This window comes from Actinacidiphila acidipaludis, assembly GCF_019890725.1.
GTDB lineage: Bacteria > Actinomycetota > Actinomycetes > Streptomycetales > Streptomycetaceae > Actinacidiphila > Actinacidiphila acidipaludis.
Window position 1 is genome coordinate 74,446 of the sequence record NZ_JAINZZ010000001.1, and the last position, 22,430, is coordinate 96,875.

Annotated in this window: 22 protein-coding genes and 1 pseudogene; 8 read left to right on the plus strand and 15 right to left on the minus strand. The window is 72.0% G+C overall.

Features of this window, described 5'->3' with window-relative positions; genetic code table 11:
* Positions 1-12: 12 nt before the first annotated feature.
* Positions 13-804, minus strand: a complete 792-nt coding sequence (locus tag K7862_RS00355; RefSeq protein ID WP_372461468.1) for a PP2C family protein-serine/threonine phosphatase — start codon at positions 802-804, stop codon at positions 13-15.
* 336 nt (positions 805-1,140) lie between these two features.
* Here K7862_RS00355 and K7862_RS00360 point away from each other — a divergent pair, with 336 nt between their 5' ends.
* Positions 1,141-2,028: an RNA polymerase sigma-70 factor gene (locus tag K7862_RS00360; RefSeq protein ID WP_222959380.1), complete on the plus strand. Its 888-nt coding sequence runs from the start codon at positions 1,141-1,143 to the stop codon at positions 2,026-2,028.
* 19 nt (positions 2,029-2,047) lie between these two features.
* Positions 2,048-2,581 carry a hypothetical protein gene (locus K7862_RS00365; RefSeq protein WP_222959381.1) on the plus strand — a complete coding sequence of 178 codons (534 nt, stop codon included), beginning with the start codon at positions 2,048-2,050 and terminating at the stop codon, positions 2,579-2,581.
* Between the two features lie 56 nt (positions 2,582-2,637).
* Here K7862_RS00365 and K7862_RS00370 read toward each other — a convergent pair whose 3' ends face one another.
* The gene (locus tag K7862_RS00370; RefSeq protein ID WP_222959382.1) at positions 2,638-3,984 is read right to left on the minus strand and encodes an NAD(P)/FAD-dependent oxidoreductase; all 1,347 of its coding nucleotides are present in this window, start codon (positions 3,982-3,984) and stop codon (positions 2,638-2,640) included.
* Between the two features lie 149 nt (positions 3,985-4,133).
* Entirely contained in the window at positions 4,134-7,862 is a 3,729-nt protein-coding gene (locus tag K7862_RS00375; RefSeq protein ID WP_308011763.1) for a S8 family peptidase, read from the minus strand.
* Positions 7,863-8,140: 278 nt separating this feature from the next.
* Here K7862_RS00375 and K7862_RS00380 point away from each other — a divergent pair, with 278 nt between their 5' ends.
* Entirely contained in the window at positions 8,141-9,109 is a 969-nt protein-coding gene (locus tag K7862_RS00380; RefSeq protein ID WP_222959384.1) for a transcriptional regulator, read from the plus strand.
* 52 nt (positions 9,110-9,161) lie between these two features.
* Here K7862_RS00380 and K7862_RS00385 read toward each other — a convergent pair whose 3' ends face one another.
* Positions 9,162-11,357 (minus strand): SpoIIE family protein phosphatase, encoded by a 2,196-nt coding sequence (locus K7862_RS00385; RefSeq protein WP_222959385.1) that lies wholly within the window; start codon positions 11,355-11,357, stop codon positions 9,162-9,164.
* 368 nt (positions 11,358-11,725) lie between these two features.
* Between K7862_RS00385 and K7862_RS00390 the strand changes: the two genes are divergently transcribed.
* Positions 11,726-12,979 carry an acyl-CoA dehydrogenase family protein gene (locus tag K7862_RS00390; protein ID WP_222959386.1) on the plus strand — a complete coding sequence of 418 codons (1,254 nt, stop codon included), beginning with the start codon at positions 11,726-11,728 and terminating at the stop codon, positions 12,977-12,979.
* Positions 12,980-13,087: 108 nt separating this feature from the next.
* Here the strand turns inward: K7862_RS00390 and K7862_RS00395 are convergent.
* A pseudogene (locus K7862_RS00395) lies at positions 13,088-13,728 on the minus strand (sigma-70 family RNA polymerase sigma factor); the annotation flags it as partial.
* A gap of 258 nt (positions 13,729-13,986) precedes the next feature.
* Between K7862_RS00395 and K7862_RS00400 the strand changes: the two are divergent.
* The 4 genes from K7862_RS00400 (at position 13,987) to K7862_RS37205 (ending at position 16,718) form a co-directional block, all read left to right on the plus strand.
* Positions 13,987-14,460 carry a carboxymuconolactone decarboxylase family protein gene (locus K7862_RS00400; RefSeq protein ID WP_222959387.1) on the plus strand — a complete coding sequence of 158 codons (474 nt, stop codon included), beginning with the start codon at positions 13,987-13,989 and terminating at the stop codon, positions 14,458-14,460.
* Between the two features lie 344 nt (positions 14,461-14,804).
* Positions 14,805-15,782, plus strand: coding sequence for a YihY/virulence factor BrkB family protein (locus K7862_RS00405; protein ID WP_222959388.1), 978 nt, complete (start codon positions 14,805-14,807; stop codon positions 15,780-15,782).
* Positions 15,783-16,108: 326 nt separating this feature from the next.
* A complete protein-coding gene (locus K7862_RS37200) occupies positions 16,109-16,327 on the plus strand; it encodes a hypothetical protein (protein WP_262412448.1) in 219 nt (72 codons plus the stop codon).
* Positions 16,328-16,346: 19 nt separating this feature from the next.
* Complete coding sequence (locus K7862_RS37205) at positions 16,347-16,718, plus strand: YybH family protein (protein WP_308011764.1); 372 nt, start codon at positions 16,347-16,349, stop codon at positions 16,716-16,718.
* A gap of 58 nt (positions 16,719-16,776) precedes the next feature.
* Here the strand turns inward: K7862_RS37205 and K7862_RS00415 are convergent, their stop codons facing one another.
* From K7862_RS00415 to K7862_RS00460, 10 genes are all read right to left on the minus strand, one after another.
* Entirely contained in the window at positions 16,777-17,724 is a 948-nt protein-coding gene (locus K7862_RS00415) for a phosphotransferase (protein WP_308011765.1), read from the minus strand.
* 102 nt (positions 17,725-17,826) lie between these two features.
* Positions 17,827-18,111, minus strand: a complete 285-nt coding sequence (locus tag K7862_RS00420; RefSeq protein WP_222959391.1) for a gas vesicle protein K — start codon at positions 18,109-18,111, stop codon at positions 17,827-17,829.
* Positions 18,108-18,317 carry a gas vesicle protein gene (locus K7862_RS00425; RefSeq protein ID WP_222959658.1) on the minus strand — a complete coding sequence of 70 codons (210 nt, stop codon included), beginning with the start codon at positions 18,315-18,317 and terminating at the stop codon, positions 18,108-18,110. Before K7862_RS00425 ends, K7862_RS00420 begins: the two co-directional genes overlap by 4 nt.
* A 17-nt stretch (positions 18,318-18,334) precedes the next feature.
* Positions 18,335-19,195, minus strand: coding sequence for a GvpL/GvpF family gas vesicle protein (locus K7862_RS00430; RefSeq protein ID WP_222959392.1), 861 nt, complete (start codon positions 19,193-19,195; stop codon positions 18,335-18,337).
* On the minus strand, positions 19,192-19,605 hold the full coding sequence (locus tag K7862_RS00435) for a gas vesicle protein (RefSeq protein WP_222959393.1): 414 nt from the start codon (positions 19,603-19,605) through the stop codon (positions 19,192-19,194). The genes K7862_RS00430 and K7862_RS00435 overlap by 4 nt, the downstream gene beginning before the upstream one ends.
* Before the next feature lie 64 nt (positions 19,606-19,669).
* Positions 19,670-19,933, minus strand: coding sequence for a gas vesicle protein GvpG (locus K7862_RS00440; RefSeq protein ID WP_222959394.1), 264 nt, complete (start codon positions 19,931-19,933; stop codon positions 19,670-19,672).
* Position 19,934: 1 nt separating this feature from the next.
* Positions 19,935-20,663: a GvpL/GvpF family gas vesicle protein gene (locus K7862_RS00445; protein ID WP_222959395.1), complete on the minus strand. Its 729-nt coding sequence runs from the start codon at positions 20,661-20,663 to the stop codon at positions 19,935-19,937.
* Positions 20,664-20,677: 14 nt separating this feature from the next.
* Positions 20,678-21,145, minus strand: coding sequence for a gas vesicle protein GvpJ (gvpJ, locus tag K7862_RS00450; RefSeq protein ID WP_222959396.1), 468 nt, complete (start codon positions 21,143-21,145; stop codon positions 20,678-20,680).
* 129 nt (positions 21,146-21,274) lie between these two features.
* A complete protein-coding gene (gvpO, locus tag K7862_RS00455; protein WP_222959397.1) occupies positions 21,275-21,592 on the minus strand; it encodes a gas vesicle protein GvpO in 318 nt (105 codons plus the stop codon).
* Between the two features lie 128 nt (positions 21,593-21,720).
* Positions 21,721-22,221, minus strand: coding sequence for a hemerythrin domain-containing protein (locus K7862_RS00460; protein WP_222959398.1), 501 nt, complete (start codon positions 22,219-22,221; stop codon positions 21,721-21,723).
* Positions 22,222-22,430: the final 209 nt, after the last annotated feature.

Here is a 22,430-nt window from a genome sequence, read left to right on the forward strand (position 1 = left end):
GGGTTCCGCCCGTCAGCCCGGGACGTTCCAGCCGAGTTGCAGCACGGCCACGTCGTCGCTCAGTCCGCCGAAGGGCGCGGCCATGGCGGCGGCGTCCCCGACCAGGGCGTCGATGAACTCCTGCGCGGGCAGGTGCGAGCGGCGGGCCGCCAGCCGGAGGAGCCCTTCCTCGCCGAGCCGCGTGGCGCGGCCGGTCCGGCCCTCGAAGACGCCGTCGGTGAGGAGCACCACACCGTCCCGCGGCGAGAGTTCGATACGCGTCTCCACCCAGTCCTCGTGTCCGGGGAAGAAACCGAGCGCGATGCCGGTCTGCGGCTCGACCCAGCGGACCTCACGCGACCTGCGCAGAATGATGCCGGGGTGACCGGCGTTCACCGCGGTCACCGAATGCCCTCCCGGCGGAAACCGCAGTGAGACCACGGTGGCGAAGGTCTCGTCGCTCGTCCTCTCCTGGACCAGGATTCTCTCGAGCATGCCCATCTGCTGCAGCTGGGTGCGGCCGCAGAGCACCGCGGTGCGCCAGGCGAGACGCAGGTGGACCGCCAGCGCGGCCTCCGCGGGACCGTGGCCGGAGACGTCACCGATGATCGCGTGCACGGTCGAGTCCTCGCTCTGCACCACGTCGTAGAAGTCACCGCTCAACAGGGCCTGCGCGCGGCCCGGTTCGTAGTGCGCGGCGGCCCGGAAGCCGTCCCGTCCCAGGACGGGCGCCGGCAGCAGTCCCCGCTCGAGCGAGAGTCTGTCGTCGAGCAGGAGATGTCCGGCCGGTTCTCGCACGGCCGTCGGCATCGTCGCGACCCTCACCGGAACAGGATGGTGCGAAAGTCGCTGAGGCACCGGAATTCTTCACTTCTCGGACTCGGCACCATGCCGTCCTTTCTCCCTTGCCTACGATTCACAACGACAGACAGGAAAGGCCCTGGATGTGTGACAGTCGCAAATCGAAAACGCCTTAGGTGTGACGAGTGCGCTTCACCACGCACCCGTCTTCCGCGCTTCCCGCGCCGGTCACAGGCGCCCACAGGCACCCGCCGGCACGCACCGACCCCCGCACACTGTCTCGTCACACGTCCCCCATACGGTGGCACGCGCACCCTGCTGACACGGCTTGTAGCATGGTGGAAGCCGGAAGGAACGACCATGCATGCCGACGACGACACTGCTTCCCTCGAGCAGGCGACGGACGACTTCTCCGCGGCGCGGCCGCAGCTGTTCGGGATCGCCTACCGGATCCTTGGCAGCGTCGCGGAGGCCGAGGACATCGTCCAGGACGCATGGCTGCGATGGCAGAACACCGACCGTGCCGGAATCCGTGAGCCCGCGGCCTTCCTCGCCACGGTGACGACACGGCTCGCCATCAACACCGCTCAGTCGGCCCGCGTGCGCCGGGAGACGTACATCGGCCCGTGGCTGCCGGAGCCCGTCGACACCAGCGTGGACCCACAGCTCGGCGCCGAGCGCGCGGAGGCCCTGGAGATGGCGGTGCTGTTCCTCCTGGAGAAGCTCAACCCCGTGGAACGTGCCGCGTACGTCCTGCGGGAGGCGTTCGACTATCCGTACCGGCGGATCGCCGACATCCTCGACTCCAGCGAGGCCAACGCACGTCAGCTGGTCAGCCGCGCCCGCAAGCACCTGGCCGCCGAGCACCGGGAGCCGGCCAGCCCGGAGGCCCACCGACGGCTGCTGGAGGTCTTCCTCGAAGCCGCCAAGACGGGCAACCTCCCGGTTCTCGAGGACGTACTCGCCGAGGACGCGGTCAGCTACACCGACGGCGGCGGGGTGCGCAGTGCCTCGAAGGTGCCGATCTTCGGCAGCGTGCGGATCTCCAAGTTCCTCGCCGCCTTCGCCCCGCACTTCTGGCCGGGGACGACGACGGAGTGGATCGAGGTCAACGGCCTGCCGGCCGCCCTCGTCTCCGCGGACGGCAAGCCCGTCGTCCTGCTGTCCATCGAGGCCTCGGAGCACGGTATCGACCGGGCCATGTGGATCATGAACCCGGAGAAGCTGTCGCGATTTGCCGCGTCCTGAACAGCCGGAGAGGTCGAGGATGAGCGAGCCCACAAGCCCGGCGACCCGCACCGCGCAGGACATCCAGTCCGCCGCGGGGAACCTCCAGGAGGAACTGATCCGCCTGGAGATCCAGAAGCAGGCGCTGGAGCGGGAACTGGCCGCGGTCGCGGCGCACCTGGGTTCGGTGCGGCAGACCCTCGACGCGCTGCGTGGCCTGTTGGTCACTCCGCGCGCGCCGCTCGCCGAACCCGACCGCGGGCGCCGCTCCCCGCCACGGCCGAGCCGCGCCCGGCCGGAGCGGCAGCCGGTCGGTGAGCCGGCCGTCCCGCCGACCCCCGCCGGAGGCGAAGCCGACACGCACCGGACGTACGGCCGGCTCACCGAGCAGGTCATGCGGTACTTCGCCGGTGCCGGCGACGTGGACCTGCGCGCCCGCGACGTCGCCGCCGCTCTCGGCCGGGACACCGACAGCGGCACCATCAACGCCGTCCGGAGCACCCTGGACCGTCTCGTCGGCGCCTCACGCCTGCGGCGCACCGGACGCGGCCTGTACCGCGCCAACATCTCCTGAGCGGCCGCGGCCCCCGCGGCCGGAGGTGACACGCCACGGAGGGGTCACGGTGCGGGCTACTGACGCACTTCGGCCGGCTCGCCGCTCTCGCGCGGGTTGCCCCGGGAGAGAAACGCCTCCCGGGGGTGCTGCACCGACGCCAGCGACACGATGTCGCGCCCGTAGAGGCCGGCGGTGAGCCAGACCGCCAGGACACGGACCTTGCGTTCCCAGGTCGGAATGGCGAGCACGTGGTACCCGCGGTGCATGAGCCACGCGGGCAGGCCCTTGATGACGATGCCGTGGTACTGGAAGATGCCGCGGCCGATGCCGAGGGTGGCCACCACTCCCAGGCTGTGGTGGACGTAGTTCCTGGTCTTGCGGCCGCGCAGGCTCGCGACGATGTTCTTCGCGAGGCGTTTGCCCTGGCGGACGGCGTGCTGGGCGTTGGGGACCGTGTAGGCCCCCGGCCGTCCGGCCGCCAGGTCGGGAACGGCGGCGTCGTCGCCCGCCGCCCAGACGTCGGGCACGACCTCCGACTCCGTGCCGACGCGCAGGTCGGGCCGCACCACCACGAGGCCGCGGTCGTTGACCGGGAGGTCGGTGTGGTTGTGCACGATGGGGTTCGACGCGTTGCCGGCGGCCCAGACCAGCAGTCCGGAGTCGAATTCCTTTCCGTCGGAGAGCACGACATGGCCGTCCTCGGCGGAGACGAGCTGGGAGTTCAGGTGCACCTGCCCGCCGCGCTTCTCCAGGGACTCCACGACCCACCGGCCGGGTTTGTCGGTGACCTCGGGCAGGATCCGGTCCCGCGCCTCCACCAGATGGAATTCCAGTTCCCGCGCGGTGATCTCCGGATAGTGCTTCAGCAGGGCGTGTGCCAGCGACATCAGTTCGCCGAAGCCCTCCACTCCGGAGAATCCGCCGCCGACGAAGGTGACCGTGAGCAGCTTCCGGCGTTCCGGTCCTGCCGGCAGGCCCGCGGCCCGGTCGAACGAGGTGAGCAGGCGGTCGCGGATGGCGACGGCCTCCTCGACGTGCTTGAGCCCGAAAGCCTCCTCGCTGATGCCCGGTATGGGGAACGTGCGGGTGATGGCGCCGGCGGTCACCACGAGGACGTCGTAGCGCAGGTCGTGGTCCGGCCGGCCCTCCTGCCGGACGGTGACGGTCCGGGTGCTGTTCCGGATCTCCGTGACGCTTCCCGCGATCAGCCGCGTGCGGTGCAGATGCCGTCGCAGCGACACGGCCGCGTGGCGTGCTTCGATCGATCCGGCCAGGACCTCGGGCAGAAACGGCTGGTACGTCATGTAGGGGCGCGGGTCCACGATGGTGACGCGCGCTTCGCCGCGGCGCAGCTTCTTCTCAAGGCGCCACGCGGTGTAGAAGCCCGCGTAGCCGCCACCGACGATCAGGATCTCACGCACGGTGTCCTCTGTTCCTCGACTGGGATCTCAGCAGACAGACAGAACGGCGGTCCTGGTTGTGACAGCGACCGGCCGGTCCGTCCGTGGTCCGGCGACCACGGACGGACCGGCCGCCCTTCCTCATGCGCGCGGGATCTCCCCGCCGGGCGTCAGCGCAGGCCGAACGCCCGGATCACGGTCTGGTGCACGGCGTTGCCCGCCGAGTCCACGGCGCTCGCCCTCAGCGACACGTAGGACGCCGCGTGCGGCGCGTCCAGGCGGTAGCCGCCGTCGTGGTCGGCGGTGGCCTTGCGCCAGGTCGTGCCGTCGTCGTAGGACACCTCCAGGGTGACCGCGCCGATCCGGCCGGCCCCGACGGCGCCCGGGAGCTGGGCGGCGGTGACGGTCAGGCTGTCGTGCCGCCCGGCACGCCCCGCGGTGTCGGTGGCGATCTCGTAGTCGAGCTGCACCAGCGGCAGCACCGCCGCCGAGCCGTCCGGCGTCGCCGCCGAGCTGAAGTCCCACTCGGTGCGTGTGCTGGAGGAGTACGGGGTGAAGGGCAGGTCACGCTGACCGGTGACGAGCAACCGGTACGGCAGTCTGCCGGAGCCGGGGGCGTCGCCCGAGACATTGGTGAAGTTCCCCGTGCCCAGCTGGGTGGTGCCCTGGTACAGCGTCTGCTGCTGGCCGGTGCCGTCTTCCATCTGGCTCATGCCGACGTGGTCGTGGCTGCCCCAGGCGGGGGCGTCGATGTACAGGTGGTCGCCGGTGCGCGTCGGCAGGCTGTAGTCGTCGTTGAGGTAGGGGCGCTCGATCGGCTTGAACCATTCCTCGGACTGCGTGCTGCCCGGCCGGTAGGAGGTCTTGGCCCCGGCCTCGAAGACCATGCCGTCCGCGTAGGCGCTCTGGCTCCAGCCGTTGTACGGGCCGGTGGAGACCCAGTCGGTGCGCTTCCCCCGGACCGGCTCCGGCATCATCTCGCCGATGGCCCAGTTGTTGTACCGGGGCCAGTCGAAGCGGAACTCGCCGCCGGAGGTCTCCGGAGCCGGGCTGTCGAAGGTCTCGTCGACCCGGGCGAGGTTCTTCGGGCCGCCCTGTACCACCATGTGGCCCGGGATCTCGTTGTGCCAGGTCAGGTCGAGGTCGTAGACGTACGGACTGACGGGCTGGGAGTCGACGGTGACCGAGGCGCCACGGGTCTGGGCCTGCCGGACCAGCTTCTCGCCCTCGTCGGTGCTGAGCAGGCCCACGTCGAGCGCGACCGGCGACCCGCCGAAGGGCTTGTTGTAGAGGCGGAACCCGCGGCCGTCGGTGTTGTTCACGACCAGCATGAGCTTCGCGCCCGCGGCGATCGCGTTCGCCGCCTGGGCGAAGTCGTTGACGTCGCCGTTGCGGCGGACCACGACGGCCTTGCCGCGGGCGTCGAGGTGGGCGTAGTCGGTGGTCGCGCCCTCACCGGCGAAGACCAGCGGGAGCTTGCTCCGGCCCGCGGGGAGCGGCGTGATGCCGTCCTGGCGCAGGACGTCGGTGAAGTCGGTCGTCCGGGTGGAGACGGCCAGCGCGGGCTGCTCCTTGCGCCAGCGGGCGGCCAGGTAGAAGTCGCCGTGGGTGACCTTGTGGCTGGTCGGCTGGGCCCAGAGGCTGTCGTAGTTGGTCTGGGTCTCCATGTAGTCCCGCCAGTTCTGGCCTCCCATCAGGCGGGTGTAGTCCAGCCGCTGGTAGGTCTCCTCGCTGCGCTGCGGGGTCGTCTCGTCGATCCGCGCGACCTTGGAGACGTCGAGGGTGACGGTGGTGTCGCGGTCCAGGTTGACGTCGGGGTCGCCGAGCAGGGCCATCCCCATGGAGTGGGGGCCGTGAACTCCCTGGATCTGCTTGAAGGACAGCACCGAGTACACGTCCTTGGGCAGGTACATCTGGCCCGTGCCCGAGTCGTCGATCACCACGAACTGCGGGCTGTCGTCGCCGGACCTGAGCAGTTCGACGACACCGGACATGGGCAGGCCCTGGGCGTCCTTGAACGTCATGGTCAGCTTGTGCTCGACGTACCCGAGGGAGACGGCGGTGTGCGCCGCGACGTTTCCGGCGCTGTCCTTGGCCAGCACCTGGCCGGTGTAGCTGCCGTCGGCGGTGATGCCGGAGCCGTCGATCGTCACGGTGACCCCGGCGGTGCCGTGCGCGGGCACGACGACCTGCTGGGCGGACAGCCGGAACACGCCGGCGGGGGCGTGCGCCGCGTCGACGGACAGGGTCAGGGTGACCGGCGCGTCCGTGGTGTTGGTGTAGGTCACCGGGCGCTGCACGCCGCCGGCCGGCGCGTCGGGCACCTGCCCGGCGAAGGCGGTCGCCGTGGCGAAGACCCCCGCGTGCGCCGCTGCCGCGACGTCGAGCCGTCCGCTGCCGGCCTGGAAGGCGTCGTACTGCGGGATCTGCAGCGAGGTGCTGGCCAGCAGGTCCTTGAGCTGGCTTCCGGTGAGGTCCGGATGGGCGGCGGCCAGCAGCGCGGCGGCGCCCGTCACATGGGGCGTGGCCATGGAGGTGCCGCTCATGGTCTGGTAGGCGCCCTCGCCGTTGCCGTCGAACTGCGAGTTGGCCGCGAGGATGTCGACGCCGGGGGCGGTGATCTCCGGCTTCAGCGCGCCGTCGACCCGGGGGCCCTGGCTGGAGAAGTCGGCCACGGAGTCGGTGGAGTCGACGGCGCCGACGGTCAGCGCGTCGGTCGCCGCTCCCGGCGAGCCGATGGTGCCGGGGGCGCCGGAGTTGCCGGCCGCGACGACGAAGAGGGCGCCGGTCTGGGCGCTGAGCTGGTCGACCGCCTGGCTGAGCGGGTCGCTGCCGTCGGAGGCCACGCCGTCGCCGAGGCTCATGTTGATGATCTTGGCGTGCTGGTCGACCGCGGCCCACTGCATACCGGCCAGCACCCACGAGGTCTGCCCGGAACCGTCGTTGCCCAGCACCTTGCCGATGTCGAGGCGGGCGCCGGGGGCGACGCCCTTCTCCGCGCCGCCGGATGCGGCACCGGTACCGGCGATGATGGACGCGACGTGGGTGCCGTGCCCGACGTAGTCGTCGGTGTTCTCGTCCGGGACGAAGCTCTGCCGGTCCGCGATGCTGTCCGCGAGGTCCGGGTGCCCGGCGTCGACGCCGGTGTCGAGGACGGCCACGTTCACGCCCTGCCCGGTGTCGCCGCCCGCCCAGACCTGCGGGGCGCCGATCTGCTTGGTGCTGTCGGCGAGGTCCGCGTGGACCAGACCGTCCAGCCAGATGTGCGAGATGCCGCCGCCGAAGGACGGTGCCGCGGCCTGCTTGCGCGCTCCGGCGGTCGTCGCCGTGCCCGTCGCCGCCGTCCCGGCCACGGACTTCCAGAAGTCGGCGGCGTGCGAGCGGTCCGTGGTGAGGGCCGCGCCGTTGATGTCGTCCAGCGTGCGGACCCGGGTCGCCCCCTCGGGCGCGGCGGCCGCCCGGTGCGCTGCGGCCGCGTGCGTGTAGGAGACGATCAGCGGCAGCCCGGCGCGGTGGGCGTCGTCGTACCCGTCCGCGATCATGGTGGTGATGTCGAACAGCCGCCGGTCCAGGGTGCCCTGGGCGACGAAGGGCAGGACCGACTCGGGGTACACGTAGAGGTCGTCGCCCGACGTCAGGATGTGGCTCTCCACCGGGCGCCCGTCCGCGCCGCGGACGCTGACCGTCCCGCCGGACATGCCGTCGGTACCGGGGACCTGGTGGGTGGTGACGATGTCGCCGGTGATCAGTGTGACGGAGTGGTCGCCGGCGGGCACCCGGTCGGCGCCGGACTGCGTGGACGGGGTGGCGGCCTCGGAGGGGATGGCCGAGGGGGTCAGTGCCCTGGCGCTGTAAGGGCCGGCCAGCGCGAGGACCAGAGCTCCAGCGGTGACCGGCACTCTCCAGCGTCTGCGGTGGGCTTTCACAAGGTGTCTCCCGGCTCTGCGGTCGGGCAGAGCACGGTCGTCCTCTGCCGTCCAAGTGGCGCCGCCCGTCCGGCCATCGGTGCCGGTAGCTGCCCGGAGCCGCATGCCATGGCGACGTGAACGTTCACGAGTGAAAGCTTGTGAACGCGGAATGTCTAGATCACACTCGTGTCGTACATCGCCAGTTGGCGAATCGCGCCACGACCGTCCCGACCGCTCGCCGGCGGCGACGGTCACCGGGAGGGCAGCCGGTGCTGAGCACCCTGGGCATCAGCGAGTTCGACGAACAGGTCTACCGCGGCTACCTGGCGAAGCCGGACCGCCCGGCCGGGGAGATCGCCCAGAGCCTGGGCACCACCACGGGCCGCATCAGGCGCGCGGTCGCCCGGTTGACGGATCTGGGGCTGCTGCGGAGAGAGGGACACGGCCAGTACCGGCCGGTCAGCCCGCAGACGGCGCTGAGCGCGCTGCTCGCCATGCGGCGCGCCGAGGCCGAGGCGTCGTTCACCGCCGTATGGGACACGGTCGACGATCTGGCGGGTGAGTACCGCGCCAGCCGCCTCCAGGAGGATCCGACCGGACTGGTGGAGGTGATCACCGGCGAGGCGGAGATCACGCAACGGGTCGCCGAGCTGATGCAGTCGGTCCGCACGCACTTCTGGGTGCTGGACCGTCCCCCCTATCTGGGCGTCTACACCGCCGAGTTGGAGGAGGAGCTGACGATGGACCTGCTGGGCCGCGGCGTCGACATCCGGTCGGTCTACACGCCCGAGGCGCTGGCGCAGCCGGACCGCTTCGCGCTGATCACCCGCCTCGCGCAGGTCGGCGAGCAGGCCCGCATCCTGCCCTCCCTGCCGTTCCGGCTGCGCATCATGGACCGCCGTGTCGCACTGGTCGCGCTGGTCGCCGGGCGCTACGACAAGATCGCCATCGTCCACCGGTCGGGCCTGCTCGACGCGCTCCTGGAGCTGTTCGACACCTACTGGCAGCGGGCGCAGTCCATCGTCGCGACGGCTCCGGCGGCACCCGACGGTCCGAGCGCGGAGGACCTCCTGCTGCTGAAGATGCTGCAGGCCGGCTACAAGGACCAGGCCATCGCCCGGCAACTGGGCATGAGTTCGCGCACGGTGACCCGCAGGATCGCTGCGATCGCCGCCGGACTCGGCATCGACACCCGCTTCCAGGTCGGGGCCGAGGCCGCCAAACGCGGCTGGATCTGAGGCCGGGGGGTGGCACGATCCGCGGGCCCGCCGCTTCCCCCCGGCCGACCGGCTATCCGATGGCCGAACCGCCCGGATCCGGGTGCGAACCGCCCAGGCCCGGCCGCGAACCGTGCGGGCTCGGGTGCGAGCCGTCCGGGTGCGCACCGTCCGGTGACGACAGCTTCACCAGCAACAGGGCCGTGTCGTCTGCTCGGTGGCCGGTGGGCTGGGCGCGGGTGACCAGGGCGTCGGCGAGGACGTCGAGGGGGCGGTTGCCGTCCGCGAGCACGTCGTTGAGCCCGGCGATGGTGGTGTCCTGGTCGGTGCCCGGCATCTCGATGAGCCCGTCGGTGTACAGGGCCAGCGTGCTCCCGGGCCGCAGCCCGATCTCGGTGACCGGGTATTCGGCGTCGGCGTCGACGCCCAGCAGGGGGCCCGCCTGCAGGTCGACCATCTCCGCCGGCCGGCCGGGGTGGTGCAGCAGGGGCGGCCAGTGGCCGGCGCTGGCCACCCGGGCGACGTGCCGGACCAGGTCGAGGTGGACGTACAGGCAACTGGTGAGCAGTTCGGTGTCGAGGTCGATGAGCAGACGGTTGGTGCCTCTGAGGACGTCGTCCGGTGGGGCGCCCGACACCGCGTAGGCGTGGACGGCGGTGCGGGCCTGCCCCATCAGGCCGGCGGCGCTGACGTTGTGGCCCTCGACGTCGCCGATGACCGCGGCGGCCTCACCGGACGACAGCCGGACGACGTCGTAGAAGTCGCCGCCGACGTCCATGCGGCGGCTGGCGGGCAGGTAGCGGGCGGTCGCCTCCAGCCCAGGGACCGCCTTCAGGGCGCGCGGGAGCAGGCTCTCCTGCAGTCCCTCGGCCAGTTGGTGGGTGACGTCGTACTGCCGGGCCCGGTCCAGTGCCTGCGCGATGAGCGTGCCCAGCGAGGTGCAGACCGCGCGCTCCTCCAGGGTGAAGGGATGCGGCTCCGTGTAGCCGACCATGCACAGGCCGACCAGCTGTCCCGACACCACCAGCGGCAGCCATGCCGACGCGGCCACGCCGTCGGCCGCCGCCGCGCCTTCGGGATACGCCGCCCGGATCTCCTCGCGGTTGGCGAAGAAGGACGGTACGCCCCGCGCGAGTTCCCTCGCCGGGGTCTGCGGGATCAACGCCGCCGCGGGCAGGTCCGTGACGAACGGCGCACCGTCGAAGAGCTCGACCATGGCCGGGCTGGCGCCGCGGTGCCCGATGAGCCGGACGCGGCCCTCCTCCGCGACGAGGAGCCCGAACGTCTGCGCCTGCAGGGCCAGCAGCAGGTGGTCGGCGACCAGCTCCACGACCTGGCGGACGGATCTGGCCTCCGCGAGCGCGCCGGACAGGTGCATCCGGTGGCGCAGCGCGTCGAGTCTCTCACCGCCGCCCGTCGTCTCGTCGCGGGGCAGCGCGGGCCGGTCGAGGTTCTGCCGGCCGGCCCTCGGGGTGATCCGCACGCTCACCCCCCTGCGGTCCGGGTAGAACGTGAACAGGAGCGGCTCGCCGAAGGGGTCCAGGGCGGTGTACGAGGACGGCAGCCGGCTGATGACCGCGGCCTGGTGCCGGAACTCGAGCTGGGGATCGGCCAGCCACGGCACCGCTTCCCACAGCCGTGCGCCCAGCAGGTCGGGGACGTCCGCGTCCAGCAGGGCCGCGGCGGTGGGGTCGACGAAGGTGATCCGCGCGCGTGGACTGAGCCGGCAGCACCCCTCGGGGACCGCGGCGAGGAAGTCGACGGCGGCCTGGGCCTGCGACGGCAGCGCGCGCTCACGGGACGGCGGGGCGACGAAACGCGGCTGCGGCCCGGGGTACAGGGGGTGACCGGCGCCGGCGGCGCCCTGCATGACCCAGGCGATGCACTGCGCCGCGGTGGTGGGCAGGTGGCGCGCGGGCGCGTCGGGTCCCGGTGTCGTCTCGGGGAACAGTGTCAGCAACGCGCCCCAGGCGGTGGACCCGGTCTCCAGCGGCGTGACGGCCACCGCGCGGGGGTGCGGCAGGACCATGGCGAGCATGGGGTAGCGCCGGGCGATCTCCTGCCCCGACTCCATCCAGATCTGGCGCCGCTCGTGCAGCGCCTCGGCGATGGGCCCGCCCTCGGCGCCCATCCGCACGCGCCGCAGCGGTCCGGCGAAGTCGAAGGGCATCCCGGCGCTGACGTCGAGGGTCAGCACCTCACCGCCGGGTTCGAGGAGAAACAGCGCGCCGGCGTAGGCGCCCAGCGCTTCCACCGTCCGGGCCAGCATGTGATCCACGAGGTCCCGGACGGCGGCCGGTCGAAGATGCTCTCCGCTGCCCATTCGGCGGTGCTTTCCGCGTCCCTCCCCCTCTCATGCTGACGCACTTGCCGCGACCACGCATTCCGCGGCGACGCGGTCCGTTCACAGCGTGTCCCGCTGACGGCCTGTCCCGCTGACGACGCGGTCCGTGACGACCCGGTCCGTCCGCCTGCACCAATTGCGGCACCAACGGTGTGATCCACGTTTTCAGGACACATGCGGTGTTTCCCACTCGTTGTCCCGCCGTGCGGCCGAAGCTGTCACATCCGGCGGCGCCACCTTGTCTTGGTAGGCGGAAGAAACACGGCCGGACCCGCACACAGGGCAAGGAGACCATGAGCGTCGACCGCGCGAACGACCTCGAGAACCCCGACACCACCACGCCACCGCCCCCGACCGGGCCACCGGCCGCCGCGGGGCCCGGCACTCCCCCGCGGCCCGGGGCGGAGTCCGGCCCGCTGGGCCTGCCCGTGCAGCTGGCGGCGGCCATCGAGGCGGCCGCCGAGCGGATGGAGACCGACCGGGACGTGCCGGAGGACCTGGTCCGCGCACTGCGCGACGCGGGTGCCTTCCGGCTGCTCACCCCACGCGAACTCGGCGGCTTCGAGGCACCGTTGACGACCGTGCTCAAGGTGTACGAGGGCTTCGGCCGCATCGATGCGTCCGTGGCGTGGCTGGTGTGGAACGCCAACTGGGGCTTCCTCGCCGCCTTGCTGGACGAGGCCGGTATCGCCCGGATCTGGGGCGACGGTCCCGAGCCGGTCTTCGCGAACTCGGGCATGCCCGGTACCGCCGTCCCCGCCGACGGCGGCTTTCGGCTGTCCGGCACCTGGAAGATCGTCAGCGGCGCCCGCCGGGCCGACTGGCTGGCGATGGTCGGTGTCGTCACCCAGGACGGCGGTCCGCGCCTGACCGACGCCGGCACCCCGGACGTGCGGCTCTTCGTGGTGGGCCGGGACCAGGTGTCGATCAGGGACACCTGGAACGTCAGCGGCCTGCTCGGCTCGGGCAGCAACGACGTCGTCGTCGAGAACGCCCCGGTGCCCGCGGAGCTCGTCGCCCGTATCGACGTGCCGGCCCGCATCGAGCGGCCTCTCTACCAGGGCTTCATCCCCGCTCTGGTCATCCCGGGCTGCACCGCCGTCGTTCTCGGCGTCGCCCAGGCGGCCGTCGACGAGACCGTCGCTCTCGCCCTGTCCAAGGCGACGTTCACCGGGGCCACGCTCGCCCGGTCCGCGCACACCCAGGCCGTGGTGGCCCGGTCCCAGGCCGCTCTGCGGGCCGCGCGGCTCCTGCTGCTGTCCGCGGCGGCGGCTCTGGACGCCGCCGGGGAGAACGGCGAGCCGGTCACCCTCGACCTGCGCGCCGACCTGCGGGCCGCGATGAGTCACGCCGCACAGGTCAGCCGGGAGGTCCTGGTGGCGATGTACGAGCTCGGCAGCTCGTCGTCCCTCTACCGGGGCAACCGCGTCGAGCGGCTCTTCCGCGACGGCATGGTGGCCCTCCAGCACGCCAACCACTCCGCCGGCTTCTTCGAAGCGGCCGGCCGGGTGCGCTTCGGCATCGACCCGGGCATGCCGCTCTTCTGACGGGCTTCCGCCCGGCCGACGCAATTCCCTCTGTCCGACGGACGTCCCCTCCGTCCGGCGGGGTTCCCCTCGGCCGGCGGGGTTCCTCTCGGCCGGCGGCTCGGCCCGTGCGCCCGCTCGCGGCCGCGGATCGTTCAGGTGCGCCGGGACGGTCCGCCGGCCGCGTGCGTGGCCTCGAGCGACCGGCGCAGCCGGCGTCGGCCGCGGTGGAGCCGGGAGGTGGCCGTCCCGATGGGCGTTCCCATGATGTCGGCGATCTCCTGGTAGGTGAAACCCTCGACATCCGCCAGGTAGACGGCGATCCGGAACTCCTCCGGGAGTTCCTGGAGGGCGGCTTTGACGGCGGGGTCGGGCAGGTGGTCGAGCGCCTGCGACTCCGCCGAGCCCAGTCCGCCCGACGTGTGGGACGCCATGAGCGCCAACTGCCGGTCCTGGACGGCGTCCATGGCCGAACACTGCGGTTCCCGCTGCCTCTTGCGGTAGGTGGTGATGAAGGTCGTGGTCAGGATCCGGTAGAGCCAGGCCCTGAGATTCGTGCCTTCCTCGAACTGGTGGAAGGACACATACGCCTTCGCGAAGGTGTCCTGCACCAGGTCCTCCGCGTCGGCCGTGTTGCGTGTCATACGCAGCGCGGCCGAGTACATCTGGCCGAGCAGGTCCGTGGCCGCCTGGAAACGTTCGTCACGGTCTTCGAGGGGCGGCCGCGGGGCGGGCGATCGGGTGCTTTCGCGGGTCAGTACAGCTTTCACAACGGAATCCTCCGCGACGATTTCAGGGAGCCGCGCACACCTCGATGCGGTGCGGGCGCATCGGGGAACGTCGCTGCCACCACGAATGACAAGAAGGCGGTCCACGGTGTGACAGGCGCGGAGAGTTCGCCGGATCGACCGGACCCGCACGGGGGATCCGGTACGGCGACGAGACGGGGGTCACGGCGCCCCGGCTGTCACAAATCCGTTCCTCGCCGGTCAGTGATGTGTCACCACCACACGACGAGGAGATTCACGATGGAACCGCGTCTCGACTACTTCGGCAACGCACTGGCCGGCAAGGTGCTCCGGCACATCAACTCGGCGGCCATGACGCTGGGGAGCTCCTCGCTCCCGGCTGCGACCCAGGAGCTGGTCAAGATCCGCGCGAGCCAGATCAACGGCTGCGGCTTCTGCACCGACATGCACACCAAGGACGCGGCCCACGCGGGAGAGACGGCGATCCGCCTCAACCTGGTCGCGGCCTGGCGGGAGGCAACGGTCTTCACCGACGCCGAGCGCGCCGCCCTGGAGCTCGCCGAACAGGGCACCCGCGTCGCCGACGCCGCCGAGGGCGTCAGTGACGAGGCGTGGACGAACGCCACCAAGTACTACGACGAGGACCAGCTCGTCGCGCTGATGTCCCTCATCGCGGTGATCAACGCCTACAACCGCATCAACATCATCAACCGGCAGCCCGCCGGTGACTACCAGCCCGGCCAGTTCGGCTGACCGCCACCTGACGCGACTTCCGCCCCGCTCCCCCGGGCTCCTCGCGGGCCGTGGGGTGCCGCTTGCCACCGCACCACGGCCGGCGCACCCCACGGCCCGCGGCCGTGCCTGACCCGGTCCGCCCGGGGCCGCTCACGCGCACCCGCGCCGTTCACGCGGACGGGGGAACGGGGCGCTTCCGCGGCGTCGCGGACGGACCGCGGGACCTGGAGCCGCACCATAATGGGTGAATGAGTGGAATGTCCGGTCCTCGTACATCGGCTCTTCCCGGGTCCCGGGCGGAGCCCCCCTAGCTCGTCGCCGGGCCCGGAAGCCGATGCACCCGCGGACTCAGGAGGCGCACGATGGAAGAAGACGAGCCGAAGCACCGCGAGGGCGGCGCCCACCGGGCCGACGAGGGCCGCCGGGCTCCGGAGAAGCCGTCCGACCTGCCCAGCGGGTCGTCGCGCGAGATCCTGAAGCGCGCGTTCAAGGAGTACAAGGCCGACAACCTGCCCGACCTGGCGGCGGCACTCACCTACTACGCGATCCTGGCGATCTTCCCCGCGCTGCTGGCCCTGGTGTCGATCGTGGGTCTCCTGAGCAAGTCGACGGCCGCGTCCCTGACGAACAACATCATCAGCGTGGCACCCGGAGCCGTCCGCTCCACGCTGACCAGCATCGTCGCCCAGGTGCAGACGAGCGGGAACAAGGCCCTGATCCCGCTGATCATCGGCGTGGCGGTCGCGCTCTGGTCCGCCTCCGGCTACGTGGCGGCCTTCATGCGGGCCGGCAACGCGGTCTACGACATCGGCGAGGGGCGTCCCGCCTGGAAGACCCTGCCCATCCGCTTCGCGATCACCGTCTTCATCGTCATCGCGATGGCCGCGATCGCGGTGGGCATCGTCTTCACCGGCAGCCTCGCCCACAAGACCGGCAGCATCCTGGGCCTGGGCGACACCGCGGTGACCGTCTGGAACTACGCCAAATGGCCGGTGATGATCCTGCTGTTCTCGATGGTCGTCGCCGTGCTCCACTGGGCCGCCCCGAACGTCCGGCACAGTTTCGCCTGGGTCACCCGCGGCAGCCTGCTCAGCATCGGCATCTGGATCGCCGCCTCGGCCCTCTTCGCCGTCTACGTGGCGAACTTCGGCAGCTACAACAAGACGTACGGCACGTTCGCCGGAATCATCGTCTTCCTGATCTGGCTGTGGATCTCCAACATCGCGCTGCTCCTGGGCCTGGAGTACAGCGCGGAGTCCGAACGCGCCCGGGCCCACGAGCGCGGCCAGTCTCTCGACGAGGAGCCCTACGTCGAACCCCGCGACGAGCCCGGCCCCTGAGCTCAGCGGTCGGTCGCGGGCGAACCGGGGCCCGCCTGGGGCCCGGCGGCCGGCCTGTCCTCGGCCTCCAGGTCGGTCATAAACGCCTCGTGCGCTACAACCGGTCCGCCGGCGGCCTTGCGAGCCTCGGCCTCGGCGATCGGCAGCGCCGCGCAGGAGTCCGAGGTGCGGACGTCCCCGCCTGCCGGGCAGGGCCGGCCGCAGACCTGCTCTCCCGTAACGGTCGAGAAGTACGCGCGCCGGGCGTCGCCTTGGCAACGGACGCGGTGGGAAGATGTGGCGCCGCCTCGGTGGTCGAGGGCGGCTCGTCGAGGAGGGGGATGTTCATGCGAGCGGACATGCTGCCCAGCGGATCCGATGTGGTCGAGACGCCGATGCCGGAGGTCCTGGAGGCCCTGGCGAGCAAGCTCGAGGCGGAGACCGCCGCCTCTCTCGAGGCGCTGCGACAGCAGGCCGCGCGTCTGCGGGAGGACACCGCCGCGACGGTCTCCGCGCTGCGCGAGCAGGCAGCCCGCCTGCGCGACGAACGGGACTTCTCCCACTGACCAGAGCGCGAGGTCGTCCGTGAACCAACCTGTCCCGCCGGCTGAGTTCGTCCGCGCCTACGAGCGGGCCACCAACAGTCACGACATCGCGCGGCTCGCACCACTGATCGCCCCCGAGGCGGTCTACTGGTTCACCGACGGAACACACCGCGGCCGCGAAGCCGTCCTCGCCGCGATCGCCACGACCTTCGCCACCATCCAGGACGAGGTGTACCGGATCGACGACCTGGAGTGGGTCGCCCACAGCGCCGACCACGCCGTGTGCCGTTATCGCTTCGCGTGGACCGGAACCATCGACGGCCGATCGCGATCGGGCGGCGGCCGCGGCACGAACGTGCTCGTCAAGACGGCGGGCGCCTGGCAGGTGCTGCACGAACACCTCAGCGCCTGACCGTCCGGCCGGCGTCCGCGGCAGGAGGATGACGGAGCACCGCGCAGGGCGGTGGGCGTCAGGCGTCGGCGCGGCGGAGGCGCTCGGGGGCTTCCGCTGCCAGGCGGGCGGGAGCGGAGGCGTGCGGGTCGGCCACCGATGCCTTCTTCGCGTTGAAGGCCCTGACCCACAGGCCGGCGGCCCAGGCCACCTCTGACTCCTCCCGCGTCCAACGCCGGCCGCGGGCACGGGCGTACGCGGACAGGAACCGCTCGGTCTCGGCGACGGAGGCGGGCCGGTCCTCGGGGCCGCCCGCGGGGAAAACGGCGGCCGCCAGACCGGCCACGGCCGCCTCGGGCCGGGCGACCGCGCTGTCCCAGTCGTACACCACGTGCAGGCGGTCGCCGTTCCACCGGATGTTCTGGGACTCGAAGTCACCGTGTCCGACGACCTCGGGCAGAGCGGCGCGCCGCATCCGGGTGCGCACACGGCGAGCCGTCTCGTCCAACCAGCCAGGTCCGGGCCGGGCGTTGAGGTCCACGTCCATGTCGTCCGGCCACGGCCAGGGACGTGGATCGTCGTGGTCCCAACGGTTCCAGGGCGGCGCGGGGACGAGCGGGGGCACGTCCGCCGTCGACGGCGCCGCTGCCGTCATACGGGCCAGCGCCGTCGCGAACAGCTCGGGTGCCTCGGGTCGCGGCGGCAGCACGGTCCCGCCGGGAACCAGCGCCTCAGCCGTGACGACCTGGCCCGTCAACTCACTCGGACAGTGCAGTGGTTCAGGGTCCGTCAGCAGCTCGGGGCAGGGAAAGCCGGATCGATGCAGGCGACGTTGCACCTCCGCACAACCCGCCAGCCGAGCCTCGAACGGCCGTGCTTTGACGACCACTTCACGACCGTCTGCCAGGCGTAGTGCCACGACCGTGGAAAGGTGCGCGTGCTCGAAGAGCGTCTCCACGGGCCGCGAGCCCAGCCGCCTCTCGCACCAGGCGGACAAACCCCCCACCACCATGAGCAGCCCCGTCATCGGCGTCACCGGACCTGACCCCGACCGCGAGCTGTGGACAGCCGACTGCGGACCGCGGACCGCGGACCGGTTCAGTCTGCCCCCCCCAGAGCCGCTCCCGCGTCACCAGGTGTCGTCGGCGAGCAACGGGCCGAGGGGGCCCAGGTCGAGGCCGAGGTCGCTGCGGCTCAGCCCGTACTGCTCGCACAGGTCGGTCATCGTGCGGTCGAGCAGCATCAAGGCTGTGCCGAGGGCGTCCTCCTGGTCCTCGGAGAGCCCGCCTTCGTCGATCCGGCGGATCGCCTGCCGTTCCATGAGCTGACGCAGCAGCTCGATCACCGTAAGGACCAGGGAGACCAGGTCCCGGGCCGCGTGGTGCGGGTCGATGTCGACCCTCGCGTCGCTCACAGCGGGCCGCTGTCGTTCCACGGCGCCGGAACGCGTTCGCTGACCGATGACAGCAGCGCCCGCAACGACAGCCGGATCAGCGGCACTTCGGCGATGGCGATCACCACGTCCCCGCCGATGACGACGCCGGTCGCCAGCACCCGGTCGAGCAGGTCGACGAGCGGAACGCCGATGGGGGCGCCCGCGTCGGGTCCCGACCACGCCACGGCGCCGGTTTCCGCGGTCACGACTCCTCCCCCGCGGTGAACGAGTACGGCACCCACGGGCCCGACACGTCGATCTCGATCGCCGATCCCGCCAGGTCTGTCCGCAACGCCGCCAGCACGGTGGACAGTTCGGCACTCCGGGCCTCATCGACCAGGTAGGCGGCGTTCATCACCTGGAGCCGGTCCTTCCCGGTGATCTCCTGGCCGTGCGGGCGCAGGCGGACGCTCCCGGCCGCCACCGTGTTCGCGGCTTCGTGCACCCGCTGGGCCGCGGCCGTCGCGGCGTCCCGACGCGAGATCCGGTCCTTCTCACGGCCGCGCACCCGCGAGAGGTAGGCGCGCCCGGCACCGGCCGCGCTGGGGGTGCCGGCGGCACTCGCGCCGCGGTCGGAGGCCGCCTGGTCCGGTGGCGGGTCGTCGCGCCGCAGATGGACCTTGACCGCCCACTCGGCGCGTCCGCGGACCCGGTCGAGGGCTTCGCGGAACCGTGGCAGGTTCTCGGAGAGCACCTCGCGCGCGCGGTCGTGATCGGCGAACAGCGTGGCCAGCGGCAGCGGCACCACCGGGCCCGCGGCCGATGCGGCCGTCACCACCGCGTGGTGGGCACGCGCGTACGCCTCCAGCGCCGCCGGATCGGCGAGGTGTTCGCGCAGCGCCTCCTCGGTGAACCGTTCCGCCGGAACCTCCTGGACGAGGGCCGCCATCTCGGCGTCCAGCGGGAGCAGGGTCAGCGGACCGCTCTCGGCGTGCCCGAGCGCCTCGGTGCCGGCGATCGGCTGATCGCCCGGGGCCACGGCGCAGACCGCGAAGACACACAGGGAGGTGACCGAGGCGTCGTTCCCGGCCGGCGTCGGCTCGGGCGACCGGCCGCCCGTCACGATCCCTCACCGTCCCCGTCCCGCCTGCGACGTCCACCGGTGCCACTCCGCGCCTTCGGAGAACGGCGCCCGCCGTCGTCGGAGCCGGACGGCTCGCCGCCCTCCAACGCCGCCAGCCGGTCCCGCAGTTGCCGGTTCTCCTCCGCCAGCGCGCTCTCCGCGGCCCGGGACGACAGCGCGGGATCGGTCTCCCACCAGTCGATGCCGGCCCTCTTCGCGGTCTCCACCGAGGAGACGAAGAGGCGCAGGCGGATGGTGAGCAGTTCGATGTCGAGCAGGTCGATCTTGATGTCGCCGGCGATCACGATGCCCTTGTCGAGGACGCGTTCGAGGATGTCGGCGAGGTTCGCGGTGGTCGGTCCCGACGGGTAGGACGCGGGCACCGAACCGGCGTAGTCCAGCTGCGTCATCGGCCGTCACTCCCCCGACGTCCGTCCGCGGCCGCCACCGGCGGCGTGCAGGGCATCTCCATCGTCAGGTCCCTTCAGGCCGCGGGGCGCCGGTCCGTCCGCCCGCCGGTCGGTCGAGCAGGTCGAGCAGACGTTCCTCTTCGCGTTCGAAGGTCTCGGCGTCGATCTCACCGTCGTCGAACGCCCGGTTGAGGGCGGCGAGCCGGGCTTGCACGACCGCCGGGTCGTACAGTTCGCGCTCGGCGGCGTCCAGGATCACGTCGGCGACCCAGGAGACGCCCTGCACGGGCGCGAGCGGCAGGAGCAGCAGCCCCGAGATCAGGCCCACGTCACACCGCGACCGGCTCGGGTGCCATGGCGAAGCTGTAGCAGGGCAGCGGCCCGGTGACCTGGAGCGCCGCGCTGTCGCCGTGCAGGGCCGCCAGGCGGTCCACCTCGGCCCTGAACGCCGCCACGCCGTCGGACGGGACGAGGAAGGAGGCGTTGAGCACCCAGCCGGGCTGCTCCGGGCCGTGGCTCACCTCGCGGTCCGGCCCGGCCAGCGCGGCCAGCACGTCACCCGCGGCCCGAACGGCCCGGCGCGTCACGGCCGCCGCCACCGCCTCGCCCAGCCGCACGTTGACCTCGTATCCCGGGCGTCGTCGCGCTTCCTCACGCAGTCGCCGCACCTGGGGGTCCGTCCGCACGATGTCGGCGAGGCCCTGGTCGACGGGCGTGGCCCGGACGTTCATCTCCACCCGGCCGGCGATCCGGTCGAGGGCGGCGAGGTGTCCGTCGCTCGCCGCGTCGAGCCGGGCGCGGACGGACTCCTCGTCGTCGGCGACGACGCCGAACCGCATCGGCAGGACCGGACCGGCCTCGCCCAGTGCCAGCAGCACCTCCTGGTGCGCCTGCAGGTCCCTGCGGCGCGCGCGCAGCCGGTCCGGAGCGGGGCCCACGGCGGCGGCGACGGCACCGGCCGGCAGCCGCCGCACGGCTCCGGGCGGATCGCCGACCCCGCGCAGATCATCGGGAAAGGCGCCGGACGCCCCGACCACGCCGTAGATGTAGAGGCTCACCGCTGGCTCACCGCTCAGTCCTCCTCGTCCCGGCGCCGCGAACGAGCCCGGCTGCCGGATCCGGTCCGCGAGGCCGCACGGCGCTTCGGCGCGCGCTCGCCCTCGTCGTCACTGTCGTCGTCATCGTCGGACCCGCCCCCGACGACCTCCTTGACCTTGTCGCCGACCGAGCGGGCCGCCTTCTTCGCGCCGGCCTTGCCGATGCTCGTGGCCGCCCCACCGCCGCCACCGAAGAGCTCCGGCACCGTACGGCTGCTCGCGTCGTGCTCCAGGTCCAGGCGGTTGCAGGCCTCCGCGAACCGCAGGTACGTGTCGACGCTGGCCACGACGATGCGGGCGTCGATCTTGAGGATCTCGATGCCCACGAGTGAGACCCGGACGAACGCGTCGATCACGATGCCGCGGTCGAGGATCAGGTCGAGAACGTCGTAGAGGGTCCCGGCGCGCGGGGCGCAGACGACTCCGTCGGTTATCACGGTCACGGCGGCACCGCTCCTTGTGTTGGCTGCTGCTGAAAGGGGGTCACGCGCGCGCTGTGCAGCGGTGCGTCCGCGGCCGGCGCGTGCTGTGCGGAGGTGTCCCGCGGTCGGCGCTCGCCCCGCGGGTCGGGGTCACTCGTCGGCGTCGCATCGCCGGTAGCGCCGGACCCTGCGGTAGCCGAGCAGCGCTCCGCCGCTGTCCAGGTCCACCTCGTACGTGGCCATCAGGCTCGTGGTGTCGGGGATGCGCCGCACCTCGATCACGTCGACGCCCACCCGCCAGCCGTCGTCGTCGCGTCGGGTCACCGCGGACGCGCCCTCCACCGTGTGGTCGACGAGTTCGGAGAGCCGGTCTGCCGCGGCCTGCGCCGCCTGTGCGGCGTCGTTGACCCGCTCGCGTGCCTTGGACCGCCGGGCGGCCGGCCGGCTGCGCGTCTGCTGTTCTGCCATGCCCTCAGTCTCGGGAGCCCCCGGGCGGCCCGCACGTGGTGATGACCCAATCGGTGGGTCCGGCAGCGGGCTCCTCGCCCCGGTCCTACCGGACGGGAAGGCCCCGCGGGCGCGAACTCCGTCGCCCCTCAGCCGAAAAGGGCGTCGGCGGCCTTCTTGAGCGCCCGGGGGTGCACCGGGGTACGGGGCGCCTTCTTCTTGGCCTCCAGCAACGCGGCTCCGATCTCCTGCAGTTCCTTGCGTCCGAGCGCCTCGCGCACCTTGGGGAACCACTCGCCTTCCTCTTCCTCCAGGTGGTGGCTCACGGATTCGATGAGGACCGTGGTCTTGGCGTCGAAGCGTTCGTTACGGGGGCTCATCATGGCGAGCTCGGCGCAGAGCACGTCCGCCACGTGGTGCTCCTCGTAGGACTCGAGGATGTCGTCCTCCAGGTCGGGGACCATCTGCCGCACCCGCGGATACATCACTTCGTTCTCGATGTAGGTGTGCACGGTGAGGGCCTCGATGATCTCCTTCACCAGCCGGTCCTTCGTCGCGGTGGCCCGGTCGCCGGCCGACTGGAACTCACGGAAGAGCTTCCGCACGGCCTTGTGGTCTTCCTTGAGCAGCACGATGGCGTCGGTGGACATGACCGCGCTCCTTTCTCATGCAGGGCGGCTTGCCCGTCGGGGCGCGTCCCACCGCTCCGCCGGTGTGCCCGGCGTGCGCGGCCGCCGCCCGTTCGGCGGCGGCCGAGGCCTGCCCGAGGGTCAGCCCGTTACCGGATCGAACATGGCACGGCACCGGGGGTTGCGCCCGTCGCCAGGGCTGACCGTGGTACCTGCGGCCATGGGTACGC

Excerpts from the sequence above, each read along its gene's own strand:
- K7862_RS00365 (WP_222959381.1), top strand. The coding sequence starts at position 2,048 with ATGAGCGAGCCCACAAGCCCGGCGACCCGCACCGCGCAGGACATCCAG.
- K7862_RS37200 (WP_262412448.1), top strand. The coding sequence starts at position 16,109 with ATGCGAGCGGACATGCTGCCCAGCGGATCCGATGTGGTCGAGACGCCG.
- K7862_RS00415 (WP_308011765.1), bottom strand. The coding sequence starts at position 17,724 with ATGACGGGGCTGCTCATGGTGGTGGGGGGTTTGTCCGCCTGGTGCGAG.
- K7862_RS00460 (WP_222959398.1), bottom strand. The coding sequence starts at position 22,221 with ATGTCCACCGACGCCATCGTGCTGCTCAAGGAAGACCACAAGGCCGTG.
- K7862_RS00400 (WP_222959387.1), top strand. The coding sequence starts at position 13,987 with ATGGAACCGCGTCTCGACTACTTCGGCAACGCACTGGCCGGCAAGGTG.
- K7862_RS00390 (WP_222959386.1), top strand. The coding sequence starts at position 11,726 with ATGAGCGTCGACCGCGCGAACGACCTCGAGAACCCCGACACCACCACG.
- K7862_RS00360 (WP_222959380.1), top strand. The coding sequence starts at position 1,141 with ATGCATGCCGACGACGACACTGCTTCCCTCGAGCAGGCGACGGACGAC.
- K7862_RS00405 (WP_222959388.1), top strand. The coding sequence starts at position 14,805 with ATGGAAGAAGACGAGCCGAAGCACCGCGAGGGCGGCGCCCACCGGGCC.
- K7862_RS00435 (WP_222959393.1), bottom strand. The coding sequence starts at position 19,605 with ATGACGCAGCTGGACTACGCCGGTTCGGTGCCCGCGTCCTACCCGTCG.
- gvpO (WP_222959397.1), bottom strand. The coding sequence starts at position 21,592 with ATGGCAGAACAGCAGACGCGCAGCCGGCCGGCCGCCCGGCGGTCCAAG.
- K7862_RS00385 (WP_222959385.1), bottom strand. The coding sequence starts at position 11,357 with ATGCTGGCCCGGACGGTGGAAGCGCTGGGCGCCTACGCCGGCGCGCTG.